This is a genomic window from Mesorhizobium sp. SARCC-RB16n, assembly GCF_008520305.1.
GTDB lineage: Bacteria > Pseudomonadota > Alphaproteobacteria > Rhizobiales > Rhizobiaceae > Mesorhizobium.
Map to the genome: position 1 here is coordinate 1 of NZ_ML703257.1, position 26,489 is coordinate 26,489.

Consider the following 26,489-nt stretch of genomic DNA (forward strand, 5'->3'; position numbering starts at 1 on the left):
ATCAATGCCATCACTCATATGCGATAGCCCTGCCGTAAACGGGGAGAAAGAGGCTGGCCGCGATGCCGGCGCATCGCTGCAACGATGGCAATTAGCGAAGGCCGCGACGACAGCGCCTTCTCCCCGTTCTACGGGGAGAAGATGGCGGCAGCCAGATGAGGGGCAGCGCTGACGCTCAAAATCTCGCGCTTAAATATCAGCCCTGAACGTCTGCTTCTGCTGCCCCAGGCCCTCGATGCCCAGCTCCACGACATCACCCGCCTTCAAGAACACCGGCGGCTTCATGCCGAGCCCGACGCCGGGCGGGGTGCCGGTCGAAATAATGTCGCCGGGGTGCAGCGACATGAACTGGCTGAGGTAGGAGACGAGATAGGCAACGCCATAAACCATGGTCTTGGTCGAGCCGTTCTGCATCGTCTTGCCATTGACGGTCAGCCACATTTTCAGCTTCTGCGGGTCTGATACCTCGTCCTTGGTCACCAGCCATGGACCGGTCGGGCCGAACGTGTCGCAGCTCTTGCCCTTGGTCCACTGGCCCTGGCGCTCGGCCTGGAAGGCGCGTTCGGAGACGTCATGGGAGACGCAGTAGCCGGCGACATAGTCGAGCGCATCGGCTTCGCTGACATATTTCGCGGTCTTGCCGATGACCACGCCGAGTTCGACTTCCCAGTCGGTCTTCTCGGAGCCGCGCGGGATCAGCACGTCGTCGTCCGGGCCGACGATGGCCGAGCTTGCCTTCATGAAGATGATCGGCTCCGGCGGCACGGTGGCCCCGGTCTCGGCGGCATGGTCGGAATAGTTGAGGCCGATGCAGATGAACTTGCCGGTGCCGGCAACGCAGGCGCCGAGGCGCGGTTTGCCGGAGACAACCGGCAGCGACTTCGGGTCGAGCTTCGAGAGCATATCGAGCGAGGCCGGATGAAGCACGGTGCCGGCAATGTCTGAGACATGGGCGGAGAGATCGCGGATCGTTCCATCCGCATCGAGCAGGCCGGGACGTTCGCTCCCCACCTCGCCATAGCGCAGCAGTTTCATGCATCTTCTCCTGATTGCGGCCTCGCGGCCGTTCTACAAACTTCCCGCCTAGGCATCAGCCCGTCTGGAACCGGGCGGACCCTAGCCATCGGCCTGCTTCACGACAAGCGCGGACAGCCTGTTTTGACGGCCGGCCGGCGGGATTTTCAGACTTCCCGATCCTTCTCCAGGCGGTGCTCAGATCGACCAGCCGCCGTCGATATTGTAGGCCTGCCCCGATGTGTAGGTGGCGCCGGCCAGATAGACGGCGAGATCGGCGATTTCCTCCGGCGTGCCGAGCCGGCCCATCGGCTGGCGGGCGATGAAGGCGGCGCGGGCGGCGTCGTAATCTCCCTGCGCATGCATGCGGTCCTGCAGCGACGGGCTTTCGACCGTTCCGGGGCAGATGGCGTTGCAGCGTATGCCCTTGCCGACATAGTCGGCGGCGACCGCCTTGGTCAGGCCGATGACCGCCGCCTTGGTGACGCCATAGGCGAAGCGGTTCGGCACGCCCTTGGTCGAGCTGGCAAGCGAGGCCATGTTGATGATCGATCCGTCCCCGCGCTCCAGCATGCCGGGCAGCACCGCCCGGATGGTGCGGATCATGGCGCGCACGTTGAGATTGAAGGCGAAATCGAGATCGGCGTCCTTCATCTCCAGGATCGAGCCCGAATGGACGAAACCGGCGCAGTTGAACAGCACGTCGACGGCGCCGATCTCGGCAAAGGCGGCATTGACCGCCTCGTCGTTGAGCACGTCGACTTTGCGGGTCTTGATGCCGGAGGTCTTGGCGAGTTCCGCCAGCAGCGTCTCGTTGATGTCGGTGGCGTGGACGGTGGCGCCAGCCTTGGCAAAGGCCAGCGCACTCGCCTTGCCGATGCCTTGCGCCGCTGCCGTGATGACAACGACCTTGCCTGCCAGATCCGCCATGTCTTTTCCTCGCCTGCTTGGGTCAATTGCCTTTATCGGCGGCCGGCGTAGGCGTCATGTGCCAGTCAGGCGCGATTGTGCGGCCTGTGCCAGTTCACTGATAAAGATGTTTTTTCTCGTTAAAGAACACAAGTCCGGGCGTCAAGCCCGAACACGATCAACAACCGCAACAGAGCTCCAGGCATGTCGTTTTCCCAAAACCGCTGCGCACTTTTGGGCGACATGCCTCAGTCGCCGTAAGGCACCCAGACGTTCTTCACCTCGATGGCGCGGCGCAGGAAAGCATCGCCGGCGGCTTCTTCCGAACCCCAGTCGAGGCTGCGGCCATTGCCGCTCCAGACGCGCTTGAGGTTGCCGATGGAGTCGGCTTCCGCCTTGGCGCAGGTGTCGGCATCACTGAACAGCCAGAGCCCGTCGACGTCGTCGTGCTTGGCCAGCACGCCGGCCAGTTCGGCGCTGCGGCCAGTGACAATGTTGATGGCGCCGGCCGGCACGTCCGAATATTCGATGACCTGATAGAGATCGGTGGCGAGCAGCGGATACCGTTCCGAAGGCACGGCGACCACCATGTTGCCCACGGCCAGCGCCGGCGCGACCAGCGAGATGAAGCCGAGCAGCGGCTGGTTGTCCGGCGCGACGATGCCGACGACGCCAACCGGCTCATGCAGCGCCAGCGTCACGGCACGGGCAGGCGGCTGGTGCACCCGGCCCTCGAACTTGTCGGCGAGACCGGCATAGAGGAACAGCCGTTCGATCGAGAGCTCCACCTCGTCGCGTGCGGCCTTGGCATTGGCGCCTGTCAACTCGGTAAGGCGGGCAGCAAACTCGCTCGCACGGCCGGAAAGGTTCTCGGCCAGATAGTAAAGCACCTGCGACCTGTTATAGGCGGTCGCTTCCGGCCAGCTCCTGCAGGCGCGTGCAGCCGAAACCGCATCGCGGATATCCTTGCGGCTGCCGAGCCCCACCTCACCGGCGAGCTTGCCCTTGGCGGTGGCGACGGCAAGCGAGTAATTGCCATCCGGCCGCACCTGCTTGCCGCCGATGAACAGCTTTGCCGTGCGATCGATTGCCACGCCATCCGCCTGCTCGACGGGCTGTGCCGAAGACGTCGCCGGCTTGATCACCGGGCCGAGCGGGAGTTTTGCCGAGAGATATTCGAACATACCCTCGCGCCCGCCCTCGCGGCCGAACCCGCTTTCGCGATAGCCGCCGAAGCCGCAGGCGGCGTCGAACATGTTGGTGCCGTTGATCCACACCACGCCGGCCTTCAATTGTGGCGCCACGTGGAGCGCCAGATTGACGTTCTCGCTCCATACCGAGGCCGCCAGCCCATAGCGGGTGTTGTTGGCGAGCTCGACCGCTTCCTCGGTGTTGCGGAAGGTCATGGTGGTGAGCACCGGCCCGAACACCTCTTCCTGCGCCAGGATATTAGCCGGCGAAACGCCGGTTGCCAGCGTCGGCAGGTGATAATAGCCGGAAGACGGCAGGGCCGCATCCGGCTGCCAGCAGACGGCGCCCTGCCGGGCTCCCTCGGCGATCAGGCCCTTGACGCGCTCGAGCTGGGTGAGGTCGACCAGCGGGCCGATATCGGTGTTCTTGTCGAGCGGGCTGCCGACACGCAGGCGGCTCATCCGCGTCTTGACCTTGGCGATCAAGGCATCGGCGATGCCTTCCTGTACCAAAAGCCGCGAACCGGCGCAGCAGACCTGGCCCTGGTTGAACCAGATACCGTCGACCAGTCCTTCGACGGCGCTGTCAAGGTCGGCGTCCTCGAAGACGATGAAGGCCGACTTGCCGCCGAGCTCCAGCGACAGTTTCTTGCCCGAGCCGGCGGTGGCCTTGCGAATGATCTTGCCGACCTCGGAAGAGCCGGTGAAGGCGATCTTCTGGATGCCGGGATGGTTGACGATGGCCGCACCCGCTTCCGGGCCGCCCTGGACGATGTTGACGACGCCCTTCGGCACGCCGGCCCGTTCGCAGATCTCGGCGAACAGAATGGCTGTCAGCGGCGTGAACTCCGCCGGCTTCAGCACCACCGTGCAGCCCGCCGCGAGTGCTGGCGCGATCTTCCAGGCCAGCATCAAGAGCGGAAAATTCCACGGGATGATCTGGCCGACGACGCCGACACCCTTCTGACCGGAGAAATCCTTGTCCAGCGCCTGTGCCCATCCTGCATGATGGATGAAATGGCGGATGGCCAGCGGCACGTCGATGTCGCGGCTTTCGCGGATCGGCTTGCCATTGTCGATTGTCTCAAGCACCGCGAACAGCCGCTGATGCCGCTGCATGGCGCGGCCGATGGCATAGAGGACCTTGGCACGCTGGTAGCCGGTGCTGGCGCTCCATTTCGGCAATGCCTTGGTAGCTGCCGCAACCGCCGCGTCGATATCGGCGGCATTGGCATCTGATATTTTTGCCAGCAACTTGCCGGAAGATGGTTCGCTGGTATCGAAAGTCTTGCCCCCGGAAGCGGCTTTCCAATCGCCGCCGATGAACAGCGCCTTGCCGAAATCGCGCGCCGCGAGCCAGGCATCAGCTTCATTGCGCGCTTCCGGCGCCGGGCCGTATTCCATGGCATGATAGCGTTCGAGAATGTTCATCAGGCACTCCAGATAGTTGTCAGAGAAGGCATTCTGTTACGCCGCTCAAAACTCTGACGCTACGCCATCGCGTGGCGGTGATTGGCCGAATAATGTCCGGTCAGATGATGTTCGAGCTGGCGCTCGATGTCGGTGAGCAGGCTCGACGCGCCGAAGCGGAACAGTTCGGGCTCCAGCCAGGGCCGGCCGAGTTCTTCCTTCATCAGCACCAGCCAGTCGAGCGACACTTTCGCCGTGGAAATGCCGCCGGCCGGCTTGAAACCGATGAGATAGCCGGTTTCCTCGAAATAGGCCCTGATGGCGCGCACCATGGCAAGCCCGACGGGCAGCGTGGCGTTGACGCTTTCCTTGCCGGTCGAGGTCTTGATGAAATCGGCGCCGGCCATCATCGCCACCATCGAGGCCAGCATGACATTGCGCAGCGTGGCGAGGTCGCCGGTGCCCAAAATGACCTTGAGATGCGCGTCGCCGCAGGCGGCGCGCATCGAGACGATCTCGTTGTAAAGCTCGCGCCACTTGGCGCCGAACACCAGGCCGCGTGGAATGACGACGTCGATCTCGTCGGCGCCGTCCTTCACCGACGCCTCGATCTCCTGCAGGCGGGTCGACAGCGGCGCCAAGCCATGCGGGAAGGCGGTGGAGACGGCGGCGACATGAATGCCGGTGCCGCGCACGGCGTCGACGGCCGTGGCGACGAAGGGATGATAGACGCAGACGGCGGCCGGCCGGATGGTCTCGCCCGCAATGCCGAGGCCTTCCATGATGTCGCGGCGCAGCGGGTTGATCGCCTTGGCGCAGAGCCGGCGCACGCGGTCCTCGGTGTCGTTGGAGTTCAGCGTAGTCAAGTCCATGCAGGCGATCGCCCGCAGCAGCCAGGCGGCCTGGTTGTCGGCCTTGATCGAGCGCCTCTTGGTCAGGCTGGCGACGCGGCGTTCCAGCGCCGAGCGGTTGACGCTGCGCACCGATTCCAGAAAGCCGAGATCGAGTTTCAGGCCGGGATTGCGCGCGATGCCGTGTTCCAGCGGCATCGGCGTGTTCGCGGCGGGGCGCGCCGGCAATGGCGTCACCTTGGGCGCACCGGCCTCGCGGATCGTGTTATTCATCTCCTGCCCTTTCTCATTTGGGCGATACTTACACGATCGTCTGGATCGATGCCACAAGCCAAAGAAACGTCCCTGCGGACGTCGGCCTGCGAGGCGGTTTGATAGGCTCACGGACGCGCAGGATCGCTCTATCTCCTTCCGGGCGAAACCGTTTCGCAGATTTCCGTGAATTGTGCGGGTTGCTGTAGCCTACTCGGCGGCCAGCTTGCGTCGAGGCGGGCTGATTTCGACCTCCGGTTGACGGGGTTCATCATGCTCCCGTTCATGTCCGCGCAATGAGGTGAGCCACCGGGAGAGGTCGTCGAGATAGAGATAGATCACCGGCGTGGTGAAAAGCGTCAGGGCCTGGCTGACAAGCAACCCGCCGAACATCGTATAGCCCAGCGGCTGGCGGATCTCCGAGCCCGTTCCGTTCCCGAGCATCAGCGGCAGCGCTCCGAGCATGGTGACCATGGTGGTCATCATGATGGGCCGGAACCGCAACAGGCAGGCCTGGCGGATCGATTCAAGTGAGCTGAGATGCTGGTCCCTCTCGGCCGAGACGGCGAAGTCGACCATCATGATCCCGTTCTTCTTCACGATGCCGATAAGCAGGATGACGCCGATCAGACCGATCAGGTTGAACTCCATGTGGAAGAGGAGCAGCGTTCCAAGGGCGCCGAGCCCGGCGGAAGGCAGCGTGGAAAGAATGGTCAATGGGTGGATGTAGCTCTCGTAGAGGATGCCCAGGATCAGGTAGACCACGACCAGGGCGCCGAGGATGAGCAGCGGCACCGAGGAGAGGGACTGCTCGAATGCCTGGGCCGTTCCGGTGTAGCTGGTCTGGATGGTCGCGGGCAATCTCATCTCGGCCGTGGCCTTGTCGATCGCGGCGGTGGCTTGCCCCAACGCGACACCAGGCGCCAGGTTGAAGCTGATCGTCACGGAGGGGAACTGGCCTTCGTGGTTGATGATCAGCGGCTGCACGGGCGCCGTCGTCCACTTGGCGATGGCCGAAAGCGGCACCTGCGAACCGCTCGAAGTCGTCAGATAGATCTGGTCGAGCGCCTTGAGGTCGCCGCGAAGCGACGGCAGCACCTCCATGATCACATCGTAGGTCGAGAGCTGGGTGAAATACTGGGCGATCTGGCGCTGCCCGAAGGCATCGTTGAGCGTGTTGTCGACATCGTTCGCGGTCAGGCCGTAGCGAGCAGCCTGGTCACGATCGACCTGCAGCGTCAGCGTCGTGCCGGAACTCATCTGGTCGGTCGTGACGCCCGTCAATTCGGGCAGGTGCTGAAGAGCGCTCAACAGCTTGGGCGCCCATTGGTCGAGCGCGGCGACATCGCTGCTTTCCAGCACATACTGATACTGCGAGGCGGTCAGCTTGCCGCCGACGCGCACGTCCTGCGAGGCCTGCATGATCAGTCGCGCGCCCTGCACGGCCGCAAGCTTCGGCTGGAGCCGCCGGATCACCTGGTCGGCCGAAGCGTCGCGCTCGCCTCGTGGCTTCAGCTGAATGAACATTCGGCCGGTGTTCTGCGTGTTCCCGCCACCACCTGCCGCTGCCGCGAAATGCGCCACCGCCGGATCCTTTATCACGATCTCGGCGAACTGCTTCATATAGGACTGCATCTGGGGGGCGGAGACATCCTGCCCGGCGAGCGCCTGCCCGAAAAGCATGCCGGTGTCCTGTTGCGGAAAAAAGCCGCTCGGAACGATCATAAAGAAGTAGCCGGTCAGCACCACGCAGGCCAGGAACGCCAGCAACATGATGAAGCGATGCCGCAATGCCCGGTCGAGCCCGCGCCCGTAAGCGTTCAGCATTGCCTCGAAAAAGCGCTCGCTCCATGCGTACAGCCTGCCGTGATGTGCCTCGGCCGCTGGCTTTATGAAACGTGATGCCAGCATCGGGGTTAGCGTCAGCGATACGAAGGCCGAAACCAGGATGGTCATGGCCAAGGTCATCGCGAACTCCTTGAACAGGCGGCCGATGATGCCGCTCATCAGGAGCAGCGGTATCAGCACCGCCACCAGCGAGATGCTGATCGAGATGATGGTGAAACCGATCTCGCTGGAGCCGATGGTGGCGGCATCCATTGGCTTCTCGTCGAGCTCGATGTGGCGGACGATGTTCTCCAGCATGACGATGGCATCGTCGACGACAAACCCAACCGAGATCGTCAATGCCATCAGCGACAGATTGTCGACGCTGTAGCCTGCAACCCACATCAGTCCGCATGCACCAAAGAGGGCAAGCGGCACGGTGAAGGCAGGGATGGCTGTAGCCCAGACATTGCGCAGGAAAAGAAAGATGACCATCACCACCAGCCCGATGGTGAGCATCAGCGTGAACTGAACGTCGGTTACCGAAGCGCGAATTGTCTGGGTCCGGTCAGAAAGCACCTGAACCTTCAGCGAAGCGGGCAAGGACGCGGTCAACGTCGGCAGCTCCGCCTTGATCTTGTCGACCGTATCGATGATGTTGGCGCCAGGTTCCTTGAAGATTATGAGAACGACGCCGCGTGTCGTGTCGGCCCAGGCCGCCTGGGTGTAATCCTGCGCGGCAAGCACTGCCCGTCCGACATCCTTGACCCGCACCGGGGCTCCGTTGCGATAAGCGATGATGGCATTGTTCCAGTCGCTGGCCGCAGTCATCTGGTCGTTGGTCAAGATGGTGAAGGCTCTCACTTCGCCCTCGATGTTGCCCTTGGGCAAGTCCACGGTGTTGTTCGACAGCAAGGTGCGCAGGCCTTCCAGCGACAGGCCCCTTGCCGCGAGCTTGGCTGGGTCGAGCTGGACACGGATCGACGGTGTCTGCTGGCCGCCGACCAGCACCTGGGCGACGCCGTTGATATGGCTGATCACCTGGGCGAGCTTGGTGTAGGTGTCATCGCTCACGGTTGTCAGCGGCAGGTCGGCCGAGGTGACCCCGATCACCATGATCGGAGAATCGGTGGGATTGACCTCCCTGTAAGTCGGTGGGTTGGGCAGATTCTTCGGTAGCTGTCCGCCGGCGGCATTGATCGCCGACTGAACCAGTCCCGCGGCCGATGCGATATCGACGCTGAGATCGAACTGCAGGGTGATCTGGCTGGAGCCGGACAGGCTGCTCGACGTCATTTCGGCAATGCCCGGAATCTGCGCGAACTGGGTCTCGAGCGGCTGGGTCACCGACGATGCCATTGTGATGGGATCAGCGCCAGGCAAGTTGGTGGACACCTGGATCGTCGGAAAGTCGACGCGCGGCATCGGCGCGACAGGTAGGTTGAAGTAGGCAACTATGCCGACGAAGAGCACCCCCACCATCAACAGCGACGTGGCAACGGGGTAGCGAATGAAAGGCGCGGAAACACCGGTGGCTGCCATCAGCTTGCTCCGCTTGGCTGCGCAGCGCCGGGAGCAGGCTGCGGATCGACGCTTGTACCGTCAACCAGACGGTACTGGCCTGCGGACACGACACGCTGCCCGGGGCTCAGGCCGTCCGTGACGACAGTATTTCCGCCATCCGAAGGGCCTGTCTTGATCGTTTGACGGTGGGCCTTGCCATCGTCGCCGACGACATAGGCAAAGAGTCCATCGGGGCCATGCTGGACAGCTTCGTCGGGCACCACGATCGCCCCGGCAACGGTGCCGACACGCATTCGCGTGTTGACAGACTGGCCCGGCCACAACGCCTGATCCCGATTTGCGAAGCTGGCCTTGAGCGAAATCGTGCCGGAAGTCTGGTCCACCTGGTTTTGCACCGCGTCCAGCGTGCCGCTTGCGAGCACGGTTTTCATATCCGGGGCCAACACATCGATCGAAACCGGGCCGGCGGCGAACGTCTTGTTGATGGTCGGAATATCTTCCTGCGGTTCCGTGAACGACACGTAGATGGGCTGCAGCTGCACCACGGTGAAAAGGCCGGGGCTTTGATCGGCCTGGACGATGTTTCCCGGGTCTATGGTCCTGAAACTCGTCTTGCCGGCCAGCGGCGATGTTATCTTTGTATAATCGAGGTTGAGCTGAGCCGCCTCGATGGCGGCCTTGTCGCCTTCGATCTCGGCGGTAGTGGTGTTGACCACCGCCTGCTGGTTGTCGACATCCTGCTGAGTTTCGAAGGTCTTTTGCAGCAGCGTGGAAAGACGCTTGAGGACGACCTGGGAGTTCTTGAGCGTCGCCTCGTCCTCGGTCTGCTTGGCTTTCGCCTGGTCCAGGACTGCCTGGTACGGGCCGGGGTCGATCTCGGCCAGCAGATCGCCCTGCTTGACCATCTGCCCCTGCTTGACCGGAACCTGCGTGACCACACCGGTGACCCGGCTGGAGATGGTGACGCTGTTGAGCGGCGTGACTGTTCCGAGCCCATAGAAATAGAGTGGGAAGTCTGTCTTCTGTACGGTGGCAACAGTGACCGGGACCTTGGGCGCGGGTTGCGCCGATTGAGCAGCTTCGGCGGCCTTTGCCTTCCAGCTGCCTTGATAGCGCCACACGCCGTAGCCGCCCACCAGCAAGAACAGCGCGGCAAGCAGGAGAATGCCTTGGGTGCGTCTGCGCCGTTTCTGCTTGGCTCTTCCTTGCTGCTTTGCGGAAACCATCATGGCCGCCCACTTCAAGGTGGTCGGGAGATCCGTCATGTCTCGCCGGTCAGCGAAACATATAGTGTAAATAGCCCTGCCGATCAGGTTACAATTGAGTCATGTGATGACGGCGTGTTCAAGGATGCGTGAGGTGCGCCTTGAACGCATTATCGCGGCAAAGTTGTTTTTTGGTTCGGTTAAGCCTTGGCTGGTCGGAAAATTCGGGCAATTTTTCAACCATTCCGAGCATCGCCCGCCCGTTGAACGCAGGCCGCTGGCGGGCAGCGGACCTCTCAGCCGACGAAGGCGCGCTCGACGACGAAGCTCGAGGGATGGCTGAGCGAACCTTCCTGGAAGCCGAGGCTTTCGGCCAGTTCCTTGACATCCTTCAGCATGTGCATCGAGCCGCAGATCATGATGCGGTCGGTTTCCGGATCGAGCTTGTCGATGCCGAGATCGCTGTAGAACTTGCCGGAGCCGATCAGCGCGGTGATGCGGCCCATGCGTGCCGACTCTTCGCGGGTCGTCGAATTGTAGAGCGTGACGCGGCCGGCGGTCAGCTCGCCGATCAGTGGGTCGCTTTCCAGTGCCGCCACCAACTCCTGGCCGTAGATCAGCTCAGCATTGTCGCGGCAGGTGTGGGTCAGGATCAGCTGATCGAACTTCTCGTAGGTGTCGGGGTCGCGCAGCAGGCTGGCGAAGGGCGCGATGCCGGTGCCGGTCGAGATCATGAACAGCCGCTTGGCCGGGGTCAGCGCGTCGACCACCAGCGTGCCGGTCGACTTCTGGCGCATGATGACGGTGTCGCCGACCTGGATCTTCTGCAGTTCCGAGGTTAGCGGACCATCCGGCACCTTGATCGAGAAGAATTCCAGCTCTTCGTCCCAGGCCGGGCTGGCGACGGAATAGGCGCGGTACACCGGCTTCTCGGCATTGGGCAGGCCGATCATGACGAATTCGCCGGAACGGAAGCGCAGCGACTGCGGACGGGTGATGCGGAACGAGAACAGCCGGTCGGTATAGTGCTTCACCGAGACGACGGTTTCGGCATAGACATTGGCCGGGATCGGAAACTGCAGCGGGCGGGCTTCAGCGGTATTGAACGCGGGCGTGGTGTTCATCAATTCCAACCTTCTCGCCCAGATACAGACGCGGGCGCCAAACTTTCCCGTGCGCGCCCGAACCATTCAGGTTCCGGCGTGCCATGCACGCTACCGAAGCGGTAAGCTCTTGTGTCCGGAATTTATTAGTATACAAACGATATTTGCGTCAAGATGCCGCCGTAAAACACCTTTCCAAACTGCGGCATATCCGTAGTCCCAGCATTTCGGGTTTCGACAATGAAAGAGAATTTTTCGGTGCAGCGGCCGGATTCCCTGGGCAGCGTCGTTGCCGGCATCGATGTCGGCGGAACCTTCACCGACCTGCTCCTGATCGACGGCAAGGACGGTGGCAAGGTGTATCTGGCCAAGACCCCGACCACCGTCGACAACCAGGCCTTTGGCGTGGTTTCGGCACTTGGCGCCACCGGCTTTCCGGTCGACGGCATCGACCTCATCGTGCATGGCACGACCACCACCACAAACGCGGTGTTGGAGCGCCGGCTGGCTAGGACCGGCATGGTCACCACGCGCGGTTTTCGCGACGTGATCGAGCTCGGCCGGCGCACGCGGCCGCAACCCTATGGCATGACGGGCACCTTCGTTCCGGTCATCCCGCGCAATCTGCGCCTGGAAGTGTCCGAACGCGTCGAGGCATCAGGCACCGTCCGCACGCCGCTCGACGAGGCCAAGATGCGCGCGGCGGTGCAGGCGCTGATCGCGGCGGGCTGCGAATCCCTCGTCATCCATTTCCTGCATTCCTACGCCAACCCTTCGCATGAGCGGCGCGCCGCCGAAATCGCCGCGGAACTCTGGCCGAACGGCTACATCACCACGGGCCACGCGCTGCTGTCGGAGGCGCGCGAATTCGAGCGCGGGGTGACGGCCTCGGTCAACGCCTCGGTGCAGCCGATCCTCGAGCGCTATGTCGAGCGCCTGCGTACGGAATTGGCCAACAAGGGCTATGCCCGCGATTTTCTGATCATGAACGGCAATGGCGGCATGATATCGGCCCGCTTCGTCACACGTGAATCTGCCAAGACGGTCATGTCGGGCCCCGCCTCCGGCGTCATTGCCGCCGCCTACACGGGCAAGCGCGCCGGCTTTGAAAACCTCGTCACCTACGACATGGGCGGCACCTCGACCGATGTGGCGCTGATCCGCAACGCCGAGCCGGCTGTCTCGAACGAGATCGAGATCGAATACGCCATGCCCATCCATGTGCCGATGGTGGCGGTGCATACGGTCGGCGCCGGCGGCGGCTCGATCGCCCGCGTCGATGCGGCCGGCCTGATCCAGATCGGCCCGGAAAGCGCGGGCGCCAATCCCGGCCCGATCTGCTATGGCCGCGGCGGGACCGAGCCGACCATCACCGACGCCAATCTGGTGCTCGGCCGGCTGGCGTCGAAGAAGCTGCTCGCCGTCGACAACCCGGTCACATCAGAGCGTGTCACCGGCATCTTCGAAGACAGGATCGGCAAGGCAACGGGCCTGTCGGGCGTTGAGGCCGCGGGCGCGGTGCTCAGGCTCGGCAACATGAAGATGGCCGGCGCCATCCGCATGGTCTCGGTGTCGCGCGGCCATGATCCCCGCGATTTCGCGCTGTTCGCCTTCGGCGGCGCCGGGCCGCTGCATGCGACCGCGCTCGCCCGAGAACTCGGCCTGCCCCGTGTGCTGGTACCGGCACGTCCCGGCATCACCAACGCGCTAGGCTGCGTCGTCGCCGATCTGCGCCACGATTTCGTCAACACCATAAACCAGCCCGTGGCAGTGCTTGATGAAAGCCGGCTCCATCAAGTATTGGAACGGCACCGGAACGAAGGTGAGGAGCTGATCGCCAAGGAAGCGGTGAAGCCGGAAACCATCCGCGTCACCCACTCCGCCGACATGCAGTTCGTCGGCCAGACCCACATCATCAACGTGCCGTTGCCGTCGTCGTCGGTAACGCGCGCTGCATTGCAGGCGCTGTTCGAAAAGGCCTATTTCGCCCGCTTCAAGGTGGAACTGCCGGAAATCCGCGCCAACCTAGTCAACCTCAACACCTCGGTCACCGGCGTGCGCCCGGCGATCGACCTGTCGCGCCTGATCGACCCGGCCGGGCGGGCAAAAACGCTCGACGAGGCGCGGCGGGAGATCAGGCCGGTCTGGTATGCAGGCCAATGGCATGACACGCCGGTATACAGCAGGGAAAAGCTGCCGCTCGATGCGGTCATCGAAGGCCCGGCGATCCTTGAACAGATGGACGCGACCACGGTTCTGGAACCCGGCGACCGCGCGCGATCGGACGCCGAGGGCAACATCATCATCGACATTGGCGAGGCCTGAAATGAAGCTCGACGCCATTACCCTTTCTGTTCTCCAGGCCGCCTTGCAGCAGGTCTGCGACGAGATGGACCTGACCTTTTCGCGCGCCGCCTTCTCGCCCGTGATCGCCGAGGCCAATGACCGCTCGGATGGTATCTATTCGGCCGTCGACGGCTCGCTGATCGCGCAGGGCAGCCAAGGCCTGCCGGTGTTCGTCGGCGTCATGCAGTATTCGACGAGGACGGTGATCGAGATGATCGCCGACGGCCGCTGCCTAGCCCCGGAGCCGGGCGACATCTACATCGTCAACGACCCCTATCTCGGCGGTACGCATCTGATGGATGTGCGCTTTGTCATGCCGGTCTATCGCGCCGGCAAGATCTTTTGCTGGCTGTCGAACACCGGTCATTGGCCCGACATTGGCGGCTCGGTGCCAGGTGGCTTCTCGGCTTCGGCGACGGCGGTAGAGCAGGAGGGCCTGCGGTTGCCGCCGGTGAAACTGTTCAAGAAGGGCGTGCTCGATCCGGAAATCTACGCCATCATCTGCTCCAATATTCGCGTCGCCGACCAGCGCATCGGCGACATCAGGGCGCAGGCCGCGGCGCTGCTGATCGGTCAGGACAGGCTCAACGGAATATTGGATCGTTACGGAGATGAAACGGTTGTCGAGGCGATCGCCGAGTTGCGCCGCCGCGCCGCCGAGCAGATGCGCGCCAACATCGCGGCCATCCCTGACGGCACCTACCGTTCCAAGGCCTTCGTCGATTCCGACGGGGTGGTGAACGAACCGCTGACCATCGCGCTCGCCGTCGAGAAACAGGGCGATACGCTGACCTTCGATTTTGCCGGTTCGTCAAAGCCCTGCGCGGGACCGATGAACAGCGTGCTGGCGACGACCTTGTCGTCAGTCTACCTAGCCATGCGCCATATCTTCCCCGATGTGCCGATCAGCGCCGGCGCTTTCGAGCCCCTGATCGTCAAGCGGCCGGAAGGCACCTTCCTTGACGCCAAATATCCCCGCCCGGTCTCGGGCTGTGCCGCCGAAGTGTCGCAGCGCATCGCCGAGGCGGTGTTCGCGGCCATGGTGCAGGCGCTGCCCGACAAGGTGACGGCCGCACCTGCCGGCTCCAGCGGCAATTTCGCGCTCGGCGGCAACGATCCGGCGCGCGGCCGCGATTATGTCATGTACCAGATCTCCGGCGGCGGCTATGGCGGCAATGCAGGCCATGACGGCCTCACCAATGGCTGCTCGACCATCGGCATTTCCAAATCGCCGCCGGTCGAGATCATGGAGCAGGCCTTTCCCGTGCTCTATCGCCACTATGCCTTGCGCGAAGGCTCGGGCGGCGCCGGCAAGCATCGCGGCGGCTTCGGCCTCGCCTATGAGGTCGAAATCCTGCGCGGCGACGCCCGCGCCTCCTTCGTCATGGACCATGGCCGTTTCGGCCCGCAGGGCGCCCTCGGTGGTGGGGATGGCGAACCCAACAGCGTGACCGTCTTCCGCAATGGCGGAGAACACATACCGCCGCACCTTTCCAAGGAGCAGGACATCCCGCTAAAGGCCGGCGACCGCGTGCGCGTCGGCACGCCGGGCGGCGGTGGTTATGGCGATCCGCGCGAGCGCGATGCCGATCAGGTACTGCGTGATGTGGCGCTGGGGTACTACACAGCTGAAGAGGCCCTGGACAAATTCGGCGTCGCCTTGTCGGCAGACCGGCTTACGGTCGACTGGGCCGCAACGAAGAAAAGACGTACAGCTTAACGCTTCCGGTGACCTGGACTGGCGCTACCTGTGCGCTGCGCCGGGATCGGCGCAGCGCATGTCGTTTCCGTCTCCGCCGACGATTCAAAAGCTCGTATTTTTCCATCGACAAGCGATGGAGACTTCCTTGGCCGAGCGGCGTTCCCCTTTCTACAGCAGCATCGTCGGGCTGGGCGCGACCATGGGTCGGGTCGGCGGCGATTTCATCTCGGCCAAATACTATTCCGGCATCGCCGACGAGCACCTGAACACCCGTGAGAATGTCGGTGTCCAGGACCTCAGCACCATGGGCAAGATGGACATCAAGGGTCCGGACGCCGAAGCGCTGGTCAACCACGTCATCGTCAATGATGCCACCGCCATGAAAGCCGGCCAAGTCCGCTATTCCACGGTCTGCCGGGAGGATGGCGGCATCATGGACGACCTCACCGTGTTCCGGCTGGGGCCGGAGCATTTCATGCTGGTGACCGGCTCGGTCAACCGCCTGAAGATGCTGCCCTGGCTCCAGCACCATGCGCAGGGCCGCAAGGCCTATGTCACCGACATCACCGCTGCGATTGCCTTCCCGACCATCCAGGGCCCGCGCTCACGCGAACTTTTGAAGGCGATGATTTCGGAGGCGGATCTCGATGGCTTGAAACGCTGGGCGTTCACTTCCGGGCGCGTCGGCGAGACCAAAGTGCTGATCTCCCGCACAGGCGTGACCGGCGAGCTCGGCTTCGAACTGTTCGTGCCTGCGGACGAGGCGGTATCCGTTTGGGACGCGCTGATGCGGACTGGCCAAGCTTTCGGCCTGAAACCCTATGGCGTGCTGGCCATGTTCACGCTCGGGCTGGAAAAGGCCTATCCGGCGCATGACATCGACATGGACGAGACCCGCACGCCGTTTCATGTCGGCCTCGACCGCTGGATCAAGTTCGACAAGGGCGATTTTATCGGCCGCGAAGCCTTGCTCAAGGTCCGCGACAACGGCCTCGACGAGCGCTGGACCGGGTTGATCCTCGACGGCGACAAGCCCGCCGCGACGGATGCACGGCTGATGGCCGATTGCGAGGACGCCGGCGTCGTCACCTACAGCGACCATGGCTATTCCCTGGGCAAGGTGCTGGCGACAGCGCATCTGCGGCTGCCGTTCACCGCCATCGGCACCGAGCTCAGCGTCGACATCGACGGAAAGCCGGTACGTGCGGTGGTGGCGCCGATGCCATTCTTCGACCCAGAAGGGGCGAGGCTGCGGAGCTAGCCCGTAAATCGTTTTTGGTTTCCCTTCGGGTCCCTGCGGATGAAGCGTCATAGCAAATTACTCATAGTGGGGAGCGCCGACGTTCTGTGAGAAGGCCCTCGGCCGAGTGAAGCCTTGGGAGCCCAGTCGGAGTTCAGGGAAACCGGCGGGCTCTCAAAGTGCGATCCAGGCGGTCTTCAGCTCGAGATATTTCTCCAGCGCGTGCAGCGACTTGTCGCGACCGAAGCCGGATTGCTTGACGCCACCCAGCGGCACGGTGATATCGGCGCCGCCATAGGTGTTGACGTGGACGACGCCGGCATTGATGGCGCGCACCATGCGGTGCGCGGTGGAAAGATTTGATGTCCACACTGCCGACGCCAGCCCGTAGACGGTCGAATTGGCAAGGCGCACCGCCTCTTCCTCGGTCTCGAAGCGCATGACGCCGAGCACCGGCCCGAACACCTCCTCGCGGGCAAGCTGCATGTCCTGCGTCACGTTTTCGAAGATCGTCGGCGCCATGTAGCTGCCGCCGGTCTCGGTCAGGATCCGCTCGCCGCCAGTAACCAGCCTTGCGCCTTCTTCCCTGGCCCTGGCGACGAAGCCGAGATTCTTGCCCAGCTGTTCCGCGCTCGACACCGCACCGACATCGCTCGCAAGATCGAGCGGATCACCGACCTTCAGCCTTGCGGTCGCCGAGAGCAGTTCCTCCATGAAGCGATCATAGACCGACGACTGAACGAGAAGGCGCGAGCCGGCGACGCAGACCTGGCCGGAATTGCGGAAAATGCCGTTGGCCGAAACGACCGCCGCCTGCTTCAGGTCAGGCGCATCGGCAAAGACGATGTTGGGCGACTTGCCGCCGAGTTCGAGGAAGACGCGCTTCAGATTGGAACGAGCGGAGTAGTCGAGCAGCCGCCTGCCGACCGGGCCAGAGCCGGTGAAGGCGATGGCGTCGACGTCCATGTGCAGGCCAAGTGCCTCTCCAGCGACCGCGCCGCGGCCGGTGACGACGTTGAGCACGCCTGCGGGCAGCCCGGCTTCGGCAGCCAGTTCCGCCAGCCGCAGCAACGTCAGCGAGGCGATCTCCGGAGGCTTGACCACCACGCAATTGCCGGCGGCCAGCGCCGGCGCGATCTTCCAGGCGCCGATCATCAGCGGAAAATTCCACGGAACGATGACGCCGACGACGCCGAGCGGCTCATTGTGGATCAACCCGAGCACGTTCTCGGCCGTCGGTGCGATCTCGCCATAGATCTTGTCGATCGCTTCGGCGTAGTAGCGGATGGTGCCGGCGGCCGACAGCGGTTCGGCCTTGTAGGCCATGCCGATCTCGGTGCCGTTGTCGCGAACGCCGAGCACGGCCAGTTCGTCGACATGTTTTTCGATCAGCTCGGCGAGCCTAGTCAGCACCTTCTTGCGGAAGGCTGGGGCGGCGCGCGACCACGAACCCTTCTCGAACGCCTTGCGCGCCGAACGCACCGCGCGGTCGATGTCGGCTTCGTTGCCGTCGGCGATGCTGGCGAAAGCACGGCCATCGATCGGCGAAATAACCGGCAGGCTCGCGCCGCTTGCCGCCTCGGACTGCGCGCCATCGATGAACAGGCCGCGCGCGCCGATCTCCGCCTTGCGCAGTGTGTCGATGGCAATTTGACTGATCATAATATTCTCACTTCAGCAGGTGTCTGCAGGGCGGCGTGATACGCCGCCCTGATATCCAACTCAGTCCTTCAGAGGCACACCGAGACTTTCGAAGGCGACCGGATCCCGGCTCTTCAACGCACCCGCCAGCAACAGGCCGATCACCGCCGCGATCAGCACCAGCCCCGGTAGGAACACGCCGAGGAAGCCGCCGGCCCCGGACAGGCTGCCGAAATTGATGACGATCAGGTAGATGATGGCGACGAAGGCGATGAAAGTGAGTCCCGGCAGGATGGTGGTCTTCACCGCATTCTCCTGCGTCGATGGGTTGGCGCGGAAGTACATCACCACGGCGAGCGAGGCGACCGCCATCATCACGATGACGCCGAGCGTCGCGACATTGGTCAGCCACGAGAACAGCGCCAGCACCGGGTCGAGGCCGAGCACGGCGAACAGCCCGACGACGACAGCCGCCAGCACGCTCTGGATGACCGACGCGACATGCGGGCTCTGGTGCGCCGAATGCGTCACGCCGATCGACTGCGGCAAAAGCTTCTCGCGGCCGGAAACGTAGATATAGCGGGCAACGGCATTGTGGAACGCCAGCACGCCGGCAAACAGGCTCGACACGAACAGGATGCTCATCGCGTGGGTGAGCAGCGTTCCGGCATAGCGGTCGGACAGGCCGAACAGGAAGGTCGTCGGATCCTGCAAGCCTTGCAGTGCCGGCAGCAATTTGTCGACGCCGGCACCGACCGCCATCAGCCACGCGGTGACCATGTAGAAGACGCCGATCAGGACGACGGAGAAATAGGTGGCGCGCGGAATGGTCACCTTGGGGTCGCGGGCCTCCTCGGCATAGATCGTCGTCGCCTCGAAACCGATGAAGGCGGCAAAGCAGAACAGGATGGCGATTGCCGGCGCGCCTGATGTGATCTGGCTCCAGCTGAACGGGGCCGCCGAAAGACCGCTGTCGCCGCCGGTCTTCAGGATCGTCAGGTCGAGGATCAGCACCACCGCGTATTCGCACAGCACCAGCACCGTCAGGATCTTGGCCGACAGGTCGACCTGGCGGTAACCGAGCACGGCGACGATGGCTATGGCGATGAAACTCCACACCCACCAGGGCAGGTTGATGCCCCAGCCGGCGAACAGCCCGGAGGTGGCAGCGCCGAGCAGGCCCGTGACGCCGATCTGCATGGCATTGTAGGACAGGATAGCGACCAGCGCCGTGGCGCCGCCGGCGAGACCCCCGAGGCCGCGCGCGGCGTAGGCATAGAAGGCGCCGGCATTGCCGACATGCCGCGACATGGCGACATAGCCGACCGCGAACAGCAGCAGCAGCACCGTCACGATCAGATAGGTGCCGGCAAAGCCGGCGCCATTGCCCATCAGCATGCCGAGCGGCGTGCCGCCGGCGACCGCCGTGAGGGGTGCCGCCGCCGAGATCACCATGAAGGTGATGGCGCCGACGCCGAGACTGTTCTTGCGCAGCCTGTTGGCCGGCGCCGCTTCTGAAACTGCTGACATTGGTCCCTCCTGTTTGCAAACCGTTTGGCTTGCCGGCCGAATGGCCTGTCCCATACGCTCTGATATGGTTCATTATTTGAACCGTTATTTTGAATATAGACTTGCAAACAAAGCAGCTTCCTGTCAAGTTAATTCACACGTTAATTGATTGCCCGCTCCGGGAGGATGCATTGAGTACGGTCGGCAAGGCGATTTCACTTCTGGAGCTGTTCACTCTGGCCGAGCCCGAGCTTGGACTGTCCGACCTCGCGCGCCGGTCGGGTTTCGACAAGGCGACGACACGACGCCTGCTGGTGGCGCTGACCGGCCATGGTCTCGTCGAGCAGGATGCGGCCACGCGGCACTATCGGCTCGGCGCCGGCCTGTCGCGGCTGGCGCGCATCCGCGAGGCCCGCTTTCCCTTCCTGCAGACGGCGGTGCCGCTGGCACGGGATCTGGCAAGTGCAACGGCGGAGACCGTGCATCTGTCGGAATTCGGCATCGACAGGCTGGTCACCGTCCATGTCGAGCATCCGGCGCGGGCAAACCGGGTCAATGTCGATATCGGCCAGCTTCTGCCCCTGCATTCGACCGCTTCGGGCATCGTCTATCTGGCCTTCGCCAGGGAGGAGGCCGTCAAGGCATGCTTGGCCGGTCCCCTCGATGCCTTCACGACGCACACGCTGACCGAGCCCGTGGCCGTCTCCCACTCCATGACAGAGGCGCGTGAGCGCGGCTATTCGATCTGCGATCAAGGCCTGGAAGAGGGCGTCATCAGTGTCGCGGCGGCAATCCTGGCGGCGGATGGGTTCGCGCTCGGCACCATCGCGGTGGCGGCGCCGAAGGCCAGGACGACGGCTGCCGATATCGCCGAGCGGGGACTTGCGGCCGTCGCCGCGGCGCGGGAGATTTCGATGCGGCTCAACGGCGACAATCTGAAAGCACTGAGGAGGCAGGCCTGATGTCCGAACCCCGCATCTTGGTCATCGGCACCGGCGACACCAAGTCCGACGAATTGCTGTTCATGAAAGCATGCATCGAGGCATCGGGCGGCAGCGCCGTGATGATGGATGTCAGCGTGCTGGGCGACCCGCCCTATAGCCCCGATCACGACAAGCATGCGGTCGCCCGCGCCGTGGATGTCACGATAGCCGAGATCATCTCCAGCGGTGACGAGAACACCGCCATGACGCTGATGGCCGGCGGCGCCGTGCAGTTGGTGCGCAAGCTGCACCAAACCGGCGAGATCGACGCCTTCATCGCCATCGGCGGCTCGATGGGAACCGACCTGGCGCTCGACGTCGCGCTCAGCCTGCCGCTCGGCGTGCCGAAATTCGTCGTCTCCACCATCGCCTATTCGCACCTCATCCCGCCCGAGCGGGTCGCGCCGGACCTGATGATGATCCTCTGGGCGGGCGGGCTCTACGGCCTCAACTCGATCTGCAAGCTGGTCCTCTCGCAGGCCTGCGGCGCGGTCGTCGGCGCGGCGAAAATCGTGCTTGCTTCACGCGCCTCGGCACCGGCGACGGCCCCCACCATCGGCATGACCTCGCTCGGCAGCTCCTGCCTGCGCTACATGAAGACGCTGAAGCCGGCGCTGGAACGGCGCGGCTATGACGTCGCCGTCTTCCACACCACCGGAATGGGCGGCCGCGCCTTCGAATCGATCGCCGGCCAGGATCATTTCTGTGCCGTGTTCGATTTCAGCCTGCAGGAGATCACCAATCATCTGGCCGGCTCCGTCGTCAGTTCCGGCATCGACCGGCTTGAGAATGCCGGCGCCCGCGGCATTCCGCAGATCGCGGCGCCCGGCGCGGTTGACATGGTGGATCTGCCGACCTGGCAGGATTTGCCGGCTAAATTCTCCAAGCGACCATTTCATGCCCACAACAGGCTGATCGCCTCGATAACCGTCGATGCGGATGATCGCCGTCAGGTCGCCAGGACGATTGCCGCCAAGCTCGGCATGGCAAAGGGCCGTTCCGCCCTCATCCTGCCATCCCAAGGTATCCAGGAATGGGATGCCGAGGGCGAGCCGCTCCATGAGCCGGAGGCGCTGGCCGCCTTTGTCGATGAAATGCGCAAGTCCATTCCCGCGCAAGTCGAGTTCCACGAGATCGACGCCCATATCAACAGCGACGGCTTCGTCGCCAAGGCGCTCGAAATCTTCGATCGCTGGGTCGAGGAAGGCATTGTTCCACGCGGTACACCGGCCAAGGGAGTCGCGGCGTGAGTGTTGTTTCCGCACAGGCGCTGGTCCTTGATTTCGGTGGTGTTGTCACCCGCACCCTGTTCGAGACGCATGCCTTGACCGAACAGGCGCTCGGCTTGGCGCCGGGAACGCTGCAATGGCGCGGGCCGTTCGACCCGGACTCAGACCCGCTGTGGCGCGCTATGCAGGCCGACGAGATCAGCGAGCGCGAGTATTGGCGCACCCGCACGAGCGAGGTCGGCCGCCTCGTCGGCGAGGACTGGCAGGCCATGGAAACCTTTGTCCAGCGCGCGCGCGGCGCCGAGCCCGAAAAGGTCGTGCGGCCCGAAGCCATCAGTGCCATCCGCGCCGTCCACGCCGCGGGCTTTCGCCTGGCGATCCTGTCCAACGAGCTCGACCTGTTCTACGGCGCCGGCTTCCGCCGGCGTCTGCCGCTGCTCGGCCTGTTCGACGTCATCGTCGACGCCACTTATACCGGCATCCTCAAACCCGATCCGCGCGCCTACGCCTTCGTCACCGAAGCGCTTGGCCTGCCGGCCGCCGCCTGCGTCTTCGTCGACGACCAGCAGCGCAATGTCGATGGCGGCCGTGCCGCGGGCATGCGCACGGTTCATTTCGATGTTGCCCGGCCGGCCCATTCCTATGCCGAGGCACTCGGCCATTTCGACCTCGTCCCAGTTGCCTGAGACCTTTTGCGGAGCCTTGTGATGCGCGACATCAACTTCCTCACCGAGACCAATGCCAAGCCGATCTGGCACCCGATGGCGCATCCGGCCGAGATGCGGGCCAATCCGCCCAAGGTGATCATGAAGGGCGAGGGCGTCATGGTCACCGACATCGCCGGCAACACCGTGCTCGACGCCGTCGGCGGCCTGTGGAACGTCAACCTCGGCTACAGCAGCGATCCGATCAAGAAGGCGATCGCCGACCAGCTCGGCGCGCTGCCTTACTACTCGGGTTTTCGCGGCACCTCGACCGGACCGTCGATCGAGCTCGCCTATGAGCTCTCCGACTGGTTCGAGCCGGAAGGCATGGTGCGGACCTTCTTCACCTCGGGCGGCTCGGATTCGGTCGAAACCGCGCTGCGGCTCGCCCGCCAATACTGGAAGATCCGCGGCCAGGGCGACCGCACCAAATTCCTCGCCCTGAAAAAGGGCTACCACGGCACGCATTTCGGCGGCGCTTCGGTCAACGGCAACGCCAATTTCCGCCGCAACTACGAGCCGCTGCTGCCCGGCGTCTTCCACATTCCCGCACCCTGGACCTTCCGCAACCCGTTCGACGAAACCGACCCTGCCCGGCTGGCGAAGCTGTGTGCCAAGGCGTTGGAGGACGAGATCGCGTTCCAGGGTGGCGATACCATTGCCGCCTTCATCACGGAGCCGGTGCTGGGTGCGGGCGGCGTCATCGTCCCGCATGAGAGTTTCATGCCGCTGGTGCGCGAAATCTGCGACCGTCACGAGATCCTGCTGATCGCCGACGAGGTGGTCACCGGTTTCGGCCGCACCGGCGCCTGGTCGGGTTCGCGGCTGTCGGGCGTGAAGCCGGATTTCATGACCATCGCCAAGGCGATCACCTCTGGCTATTTCCCGCTCGGCGCGACGCTGATCGGCGCCAAGGTCGCCGATGTCTTCGAGGCCGACAAGACCAGTTTCGGCGCGATCGGCCATGGCTATACCTATTCCGGCCACCCGGTCGGCTGTGCCGCCGGGTTGGCGGCGCTTGCGGAAACCAAACGGCTGCGTCTCAATGAAAACGCGGCCGCGCGCGGTGTGGAACTAGCGGCCATGCTGGAAGGGCTGAAGGCCAAGCACGCGATCGTCGGCGATGTCAGGTACAAGGGCTTGATGGCGGCTTTGGAACTGGTTTCCGATCGCGCGACGAAGAAACCCGCCGACAAGAAGACCATGGCGGTGGTTTCGGAAGCTGCCTACGAAGCCGGCGTCATGCTGCGCGTCTCCGGCAACAACATCATCCTGTCGCCGCCACTCATCATCGGCGCCGCCGACGTCACCAGGATCGGTGAGGCGATCGACGCAGGCCTGTCGAAGGTCTGACGCATGCAACGGAGTTTTGGTACACCGATGGCTCAATCGCATCAAAAACTGGCTGGGGAAACACTGGTTAGCCGGCGTGGCCGGCTGCTCGGCGCGAAATCGCAACTGTTCTATGACGAGCCCGTGCATCTGGTGCGCGGCGAGGGCGTGTGGCTCTACGACGCCGGTGGCCGCAAATATCTCGACGCCTACAACAATGTCGCCCATGTCGGCCATTGCCATCCGCATGTGGTCGAGGCTCTGTGCCGGCAGGCAAGCCTGCTCAACACCCACACCCGCTATCTCCACACGGCGATCCTCGACTATGTCGAGCGGCTGACCGCGACCTTCGATGCCAGCCTGTCCACCGCGATCCTGACCTGCACCGGCAGCGAGGCCAACGACATCGCGCTGCGCATGGCGCAGGCGGTCTCCGGCCAGATGGGCATCATCGCCACCGACGCCACCTATCACGGCAACACGACGGCGGTTTCGCAGCTCTCGACCCGCATGCCGCCGGTCGGCGGCCGCGCCCACCATGTCAGGCTGGTGCCGGCGCCGGACAGCTATCGCCATACCGATGCGATGGCCAATGGCAAGGCGTTCGGCAATGCAGTGCGCGAGGCAATTGCGTCGCTGGCAAAGGAGGGCATCGGTCTCTCCGGTATGATCCTGTGCCCGCTGCTTGCCAATGAGGGCTTTCCGACACTCCCGAGCGGCTTTTTCGACGTCGCCATATCGGTGGTGCGCGACGCCGGCGGTCTGGTCATCGCCGACGAGGTGCAGCCCGGCTTCGGCCGCACCGGCAGCCATTTCTGGGGTCATCAGCGCGCCGGTTTCGTTCCCGATATCGTCACCATGGGCAAGCCGATGGGCAACGGCCATCCGGTCGCCGCCGTCGTCACCACGAAAGATATCCTGGCGACCTTCCGCAACGCCTTCCGCTACTTCAACACTTTTGGCGGCAATCCGGTGTCCTGCGCGGTGGCCAATGCCGTCCTCGATGTCCTGGAGGACGAAAACCTCGTAGGCAATGCGCACGATGTCGGCGCCTACGCGCTGGACCTGCTGCGGCCGCTGGCCGATCGGCACGATTGCATCGGTGAGATCAGGGGCGCCGGCCTGTTCTTCGGCGCCGAGCTGGTCCATGACCGCCAGACCCGTGAACCGGCGCCGGACATCGCCGGCCGCGTCATCAACGCAATGCGCGACCGTGGCGTGCTGATGGGCAAGACCGGCATTCACGGCAATGTGCTGAAGATCCGCCCGCCAATGCCCTTCTCCCGCGCCAATGCCGATCTGCTGGTCGAGGCGCTCGATGAAGTGCTCGGCGAAGTCGGCGGAGTGCCGGCGTGAACGCTGTCTCGACGCATGCCGAGCCGGAAACGGCGGCTGACGTGACCGACCTTGCCAAGCGCGCGCTCGAACATTGGGGCGTTCGCGGCGGCGAGCCGGAGCTGCTGAAATACCGTGAGAATGCGGTCTTCCGGGTTCACCTGCCCGGTGGCCGGCCGGCCGTGATGCGCGTGCACCGGCTTGGCTACCACACGGATGCCGCGCTGGGCGGCGAATTGCAGTGGATGAGTTTTCTGCAGGCCGAGGGCGTCGCCACGCCGTCTCCCATCGCAACGCAGGCCGGCGACCCGTTCGTGCTCGTCGGCACCGCCGCCTTGGCGCAACCGCGCCAGGTCGATTGTCTGAGCTGGCTCGAGGGCCGCGCCGTCGGCGCGCGCGGCGTGCCGCTGGGCTTTACGCCGGAACAGCTAAAGCAGGTCTTCACAGCCATCGGGCGAAGCATTGCCCATATGCACACTGTCACTGCCGCCTGGACGCCGCCTGCCGGCTTCGCCCGCCATGCCTGGGATTTCGACGGCTTCTTCGGCGCGGCCCCGAATTGGGGACGCTTCGAGACCTCGCCCTTCCTCGACGGCGCGCGCCGCGAGCTGGTTTTCCAGGCCCGGGAAAAAGCCGTGAAGGCGCTGTCGGAGCATGAACGCAGCGCCCGCAATTTCGGCATCATCCACGCCGACCTAGTGCGCGAGAACGTGCTCATCCATGACGACGCGGTGCGCATCATCGACTTCGATGATTGCGGCTTTGGCTGGCACATGTACGACCTTGCCGTCGCGCTCTATCAGAACCGCGGCGAGCCGCTCTATCCGCTGATCGAGGCCTCGTTGCTGGAAGGCTACCGGCAGCAGCGTGAATTAACCTCGGAAGACGTCGCCGCGCTGCCGCTCTTCGCCGCGCTGCGGGCGTTCGCGTTTCTGGGCTGGGTGCAAAGCCGTGTCGAAGGCGACATTACGAGGGAGGTCGGCCTGCGTATGTCTGACATCGCGGCCGATGTGGTCATTGCCTATCTGCGAGGCGAGTAGAGCAATTCCAGGAAAAGTGTGAAGCGGTTTTCCGTCCGGAGTTGCGTTAATGCATGTCGCCCGGAAGTGTCCTCGGTTCCGGGATAACGACATGCATAAAATCAGATGCTTACAGCAGGTCGGGCGAATCCTATTCGCCGCGA

General features: G+C 63.8%; 18 protein-coding genes. 9 read left to right on the forward strand and 9 right to left on the reverse strand.

The window, feature by feature from the left end:
- Window positions 1-189: 189 nt before the first annotated feature.
- The 7 genes from C7I87_RS05055 to C7I87_RS05085 form a co-directional block, all read right to left on the reverse strand.
- Window positions 190-1,035: a fumarylacetoacetate hydrolase family protein gene (locus tag C7I87_RS05055; RefSeq protein WP_149903178.1), complete on the reverse strand. Its 846-nt coding sequence runs from the start codon at window positions 1,033-1,035 to the stop codon at window positions 190-192.
- Window positions 1,036-1,212: 177 nt separating this feature from the next.
- Window positions 1,213-1,944 (reverse strand): SDR family oxidoreductase, encoded by a 732-nt coding sequence (locus C7I87_RS05060; RefSeq protein WP_140812257.1) that lies wholly within the window; start codon window positions 1,942-1,944, stop codon window positions 1,213-1,215.
- A 227-nt stretch (window positions 1,945-2,171) separates the two neighbouring features.
- Window positions 2,172-4,544 carry an aldehyde dehydrogenase family protein gene (locus C7I87_RS05065; RefSeq protein ID WP_149903179.1) on the reverse strand — a complete coding sequence of 791 codons (2,373 nt, stop codon included), beginning with the start codon at window positions 4,542-4,544 and terminating at the stop codon, window positions 2,172-2,174.
- 59 nt (window positions 4,545-4,603) lie between these two features.
- Window positions 4,604-5,647, reverse strand: a complete 1,044-nt coding sequence (gene deoC, locus C7I87_RS05070; RefSeq protein WP_149903180.1) for a deoxyribose-phosphate aldolase — start codon at window positions 5,645-5,647, stop codon at window positions 4,604-4,606.
- Window positions 5,648-5,836: 189 nt separating this feature from the next.
- On the reverse strand, window positions 5,837-8,995 hold the full coding sequence (locus C7I87_RS05075; protein ID WP_149903181.1) for an efflux RND transporter permease subunit: 3,159 nt from the start codon (window positions 8,993-8,995) through the stop codon (window positions 5,837-5,839).
- The gene (locus tag C7I87_RS05080; protein WP_246696189.1) at window positions 8,995-10,221 is read right to left on the reverse strand and encodes an efflux RND transporter periplasmic adaptor subunit; all 1,227 of its coding nucleotides are present in this window, start codon (window positions 10,219-10,221) and stop codon (window positions 8,995-8,997) included. The genes C7I87_RS05075 and C7I87_RS05080 overlap by 1 nt, the downstream gene beginning before the upstream one ends.
- Window positions 10,222-10,478: 257 nt before the next feature.
- Window positions 10,479-11,306 (reverse strand): ferredoxin--NADP reductase, encoded by an 828-nt coding sequence (locus tag C7I87_RS05085; protein WP_149903182.1) that lies wholly within the window; start codon window positions 11,304-11,306, stop codon window positions 10,479-10,481.
- 219 nt (window positions 11,307-11,525) lie between these two features.
- On the opposite strand from C7I87_RS05085, the gene C7I87_RS05090 reads away from it, so the two are divergent.
- The 3 genes from C7I87_RS05090 (at window position 11,526) to C7I87_RS05100 (ending at window position 16,594) form a co-directional block, all read left to right on the forward strand.
- A complete protein-coding gene (locus C7I87_RS05090; protein ID WP_149903183.1) occupies window positions 11,526-13,610 on the forward strand; it encodes a hydantoinase/oxoprolinase family protein in 2,085 nt (694 codons plus the stop codon).
- 1 nt (window position 13,611) lies between these two features.
- Window positions 13,612-15,351 carry a hydantoinase B/oxoprolinase family protein gene (locus C7I87_RS05095; protein WP_149903184.1) on the forward strand — a complete coding sequence of 580 codons (1,740 nt, stop codon included), beginning with the start codon at window positions 13,612-13,614 and terminating at the stop codon, window positions 15,349-15,351.
- 127 nt (window positions 15,352-15,478) lie between these two features.
- Window positions 15,479-16,594 (forward strand): aminomethyl transferase family protein, encoded by a 1,116-nt coding sequence (locus tag C7I87_RS05100; RefSeq protein WP_246696190.1) that lies wholly within the window; start codon window positions 15,479-15,481, stop codon window positions 16,592-16,594.
- Between the two features lie 153 nt (window positions 16,595-16,747).
- On the opposite strand, the gene C7I87_RS05105 is transcribed toward C7I87_RS05100, so the two are convergent.
- Together C7I87_RS05105 and C7I87_RS05110 are read right to left on the reverse strand one after the other, a co-directional pair.
- A complete protein-coding gene (locus C7I87_RS05105) occupies window positions 16,748-18,235 on the reverse strand; it encodes an aldehyde dehydrogenase (RefSeq protein ID WP_149903186.1) in 1,488 nt (495 codons plus the stop codon).
- A 60-nt stretch (window positions 18,236-18,295) separates the two neighbouring features.
- Window positions 18,296-19,744: an APC family permease gene (locus tag C7I87_RS05110; protein ID WP_149903187.1), complete on the reverse strand. Its 1,449-nt coding sequence runs from the start codon at window positions 19,742-19,744 to the stop codon at window positions 18,296-18,298.
- Window positions 19,745-19,914: 170 nt separating this feature from the next.
- Between C7I87_RS05110 and C7I87_RS05115 the strand changes: the two genes are divergently transcribed.
- Genes C7I87_RS05115 through C7I87_RS05140 form a run of 6 tightly spaced genes read left to right on the forward strand, consistent with a single transcriptional unit; the run spans window position 19,915 to window position 26,346 of the window.
- Window positions 19,915-20,685, forward strand: coding sequence for an IclR family transcriptional regulator (locus C7I87_RS05115; RefSeq protein WP_149903188.1), 771 nt, complete (start codon window positions 19,915-19,917; stop codon window positions 20,683-20,685).
- Window positions 20,685-21,956, forward strand: coding sequence for a Tm-1-like ATP-binding domain-containing protein (locus C7I87_RS05120; RefSeq protein WP_188393732.1), 1,272 nt, complete (start codon window positions 20,685-20,687; stop codon window positions 21,954-21,956). The genes C7I87_RS05115 and C7I87_RS05120 overlap by 1 nt, the downstream gene beginning before the upstream one ends.
- On the forward strand, window positions 21,953-22,621 hold the full coding sequence (locus C7I87_RS05125; protein ID WP_149903190.1) for an HAD family hydrolase: 669 nt from the start codon (window positions 21,953-21,955) through the stop codon (window positions 22,619-22,621). Before C7I87_RS05120 ends, C7I87_RS05125 begins: the two co-directional genes overlap by 4 nt.
- Before the next feature lie 21 nt (window positions 22,622-22,642).
- Window positions 22,643-23,992, forward strand: a complete 1,350-nt coding sequence (locus tag C7I87_RS05130; RefSeq protein ID WP_149903191.1) for an aminotransferase class III-fold pyridoxal phosphate-dependent enzyme — start codon at window positions 22,643-22,645, stop codon at window positions 23,990-23,992.
- A gap of 27 nt (window positions 23,993-24,019) precedes the next feature.
- Window positions 24,020-25,327: an aminotransferase class III-fold pyridoxal phosphate-dependent enzyme gene (locus tag C7I87_RS05135; RefSeq protein WP_149903192.1), complete on the forward strand. Its 1,308-nt coding sequence runs from the start codon at window positions 24,020-24,022 to the stop codon at window positions 25,325-25,327.
- The gene (locus tag C7I87_RS05140; RefSeq protein ID WP_149903193.1) at window positions 25,324-26,346 is read left to right on the forward strand and encodes a phosphotransferase enzyme family protein; all 1,023 of its coding nucleotides are present in this window, start codon (window positions 25,324-25,326) and stop codon (window positions 26,344-26,346) included. The genes C7I87_RS05135 and C7I87_RS05140 overlap by 4 nt, the downstream gene beginning before the upstream one ends.
- The last annotated feature ends 143 nt before the right edge of the window (window positions 26,347-26,489 follow it).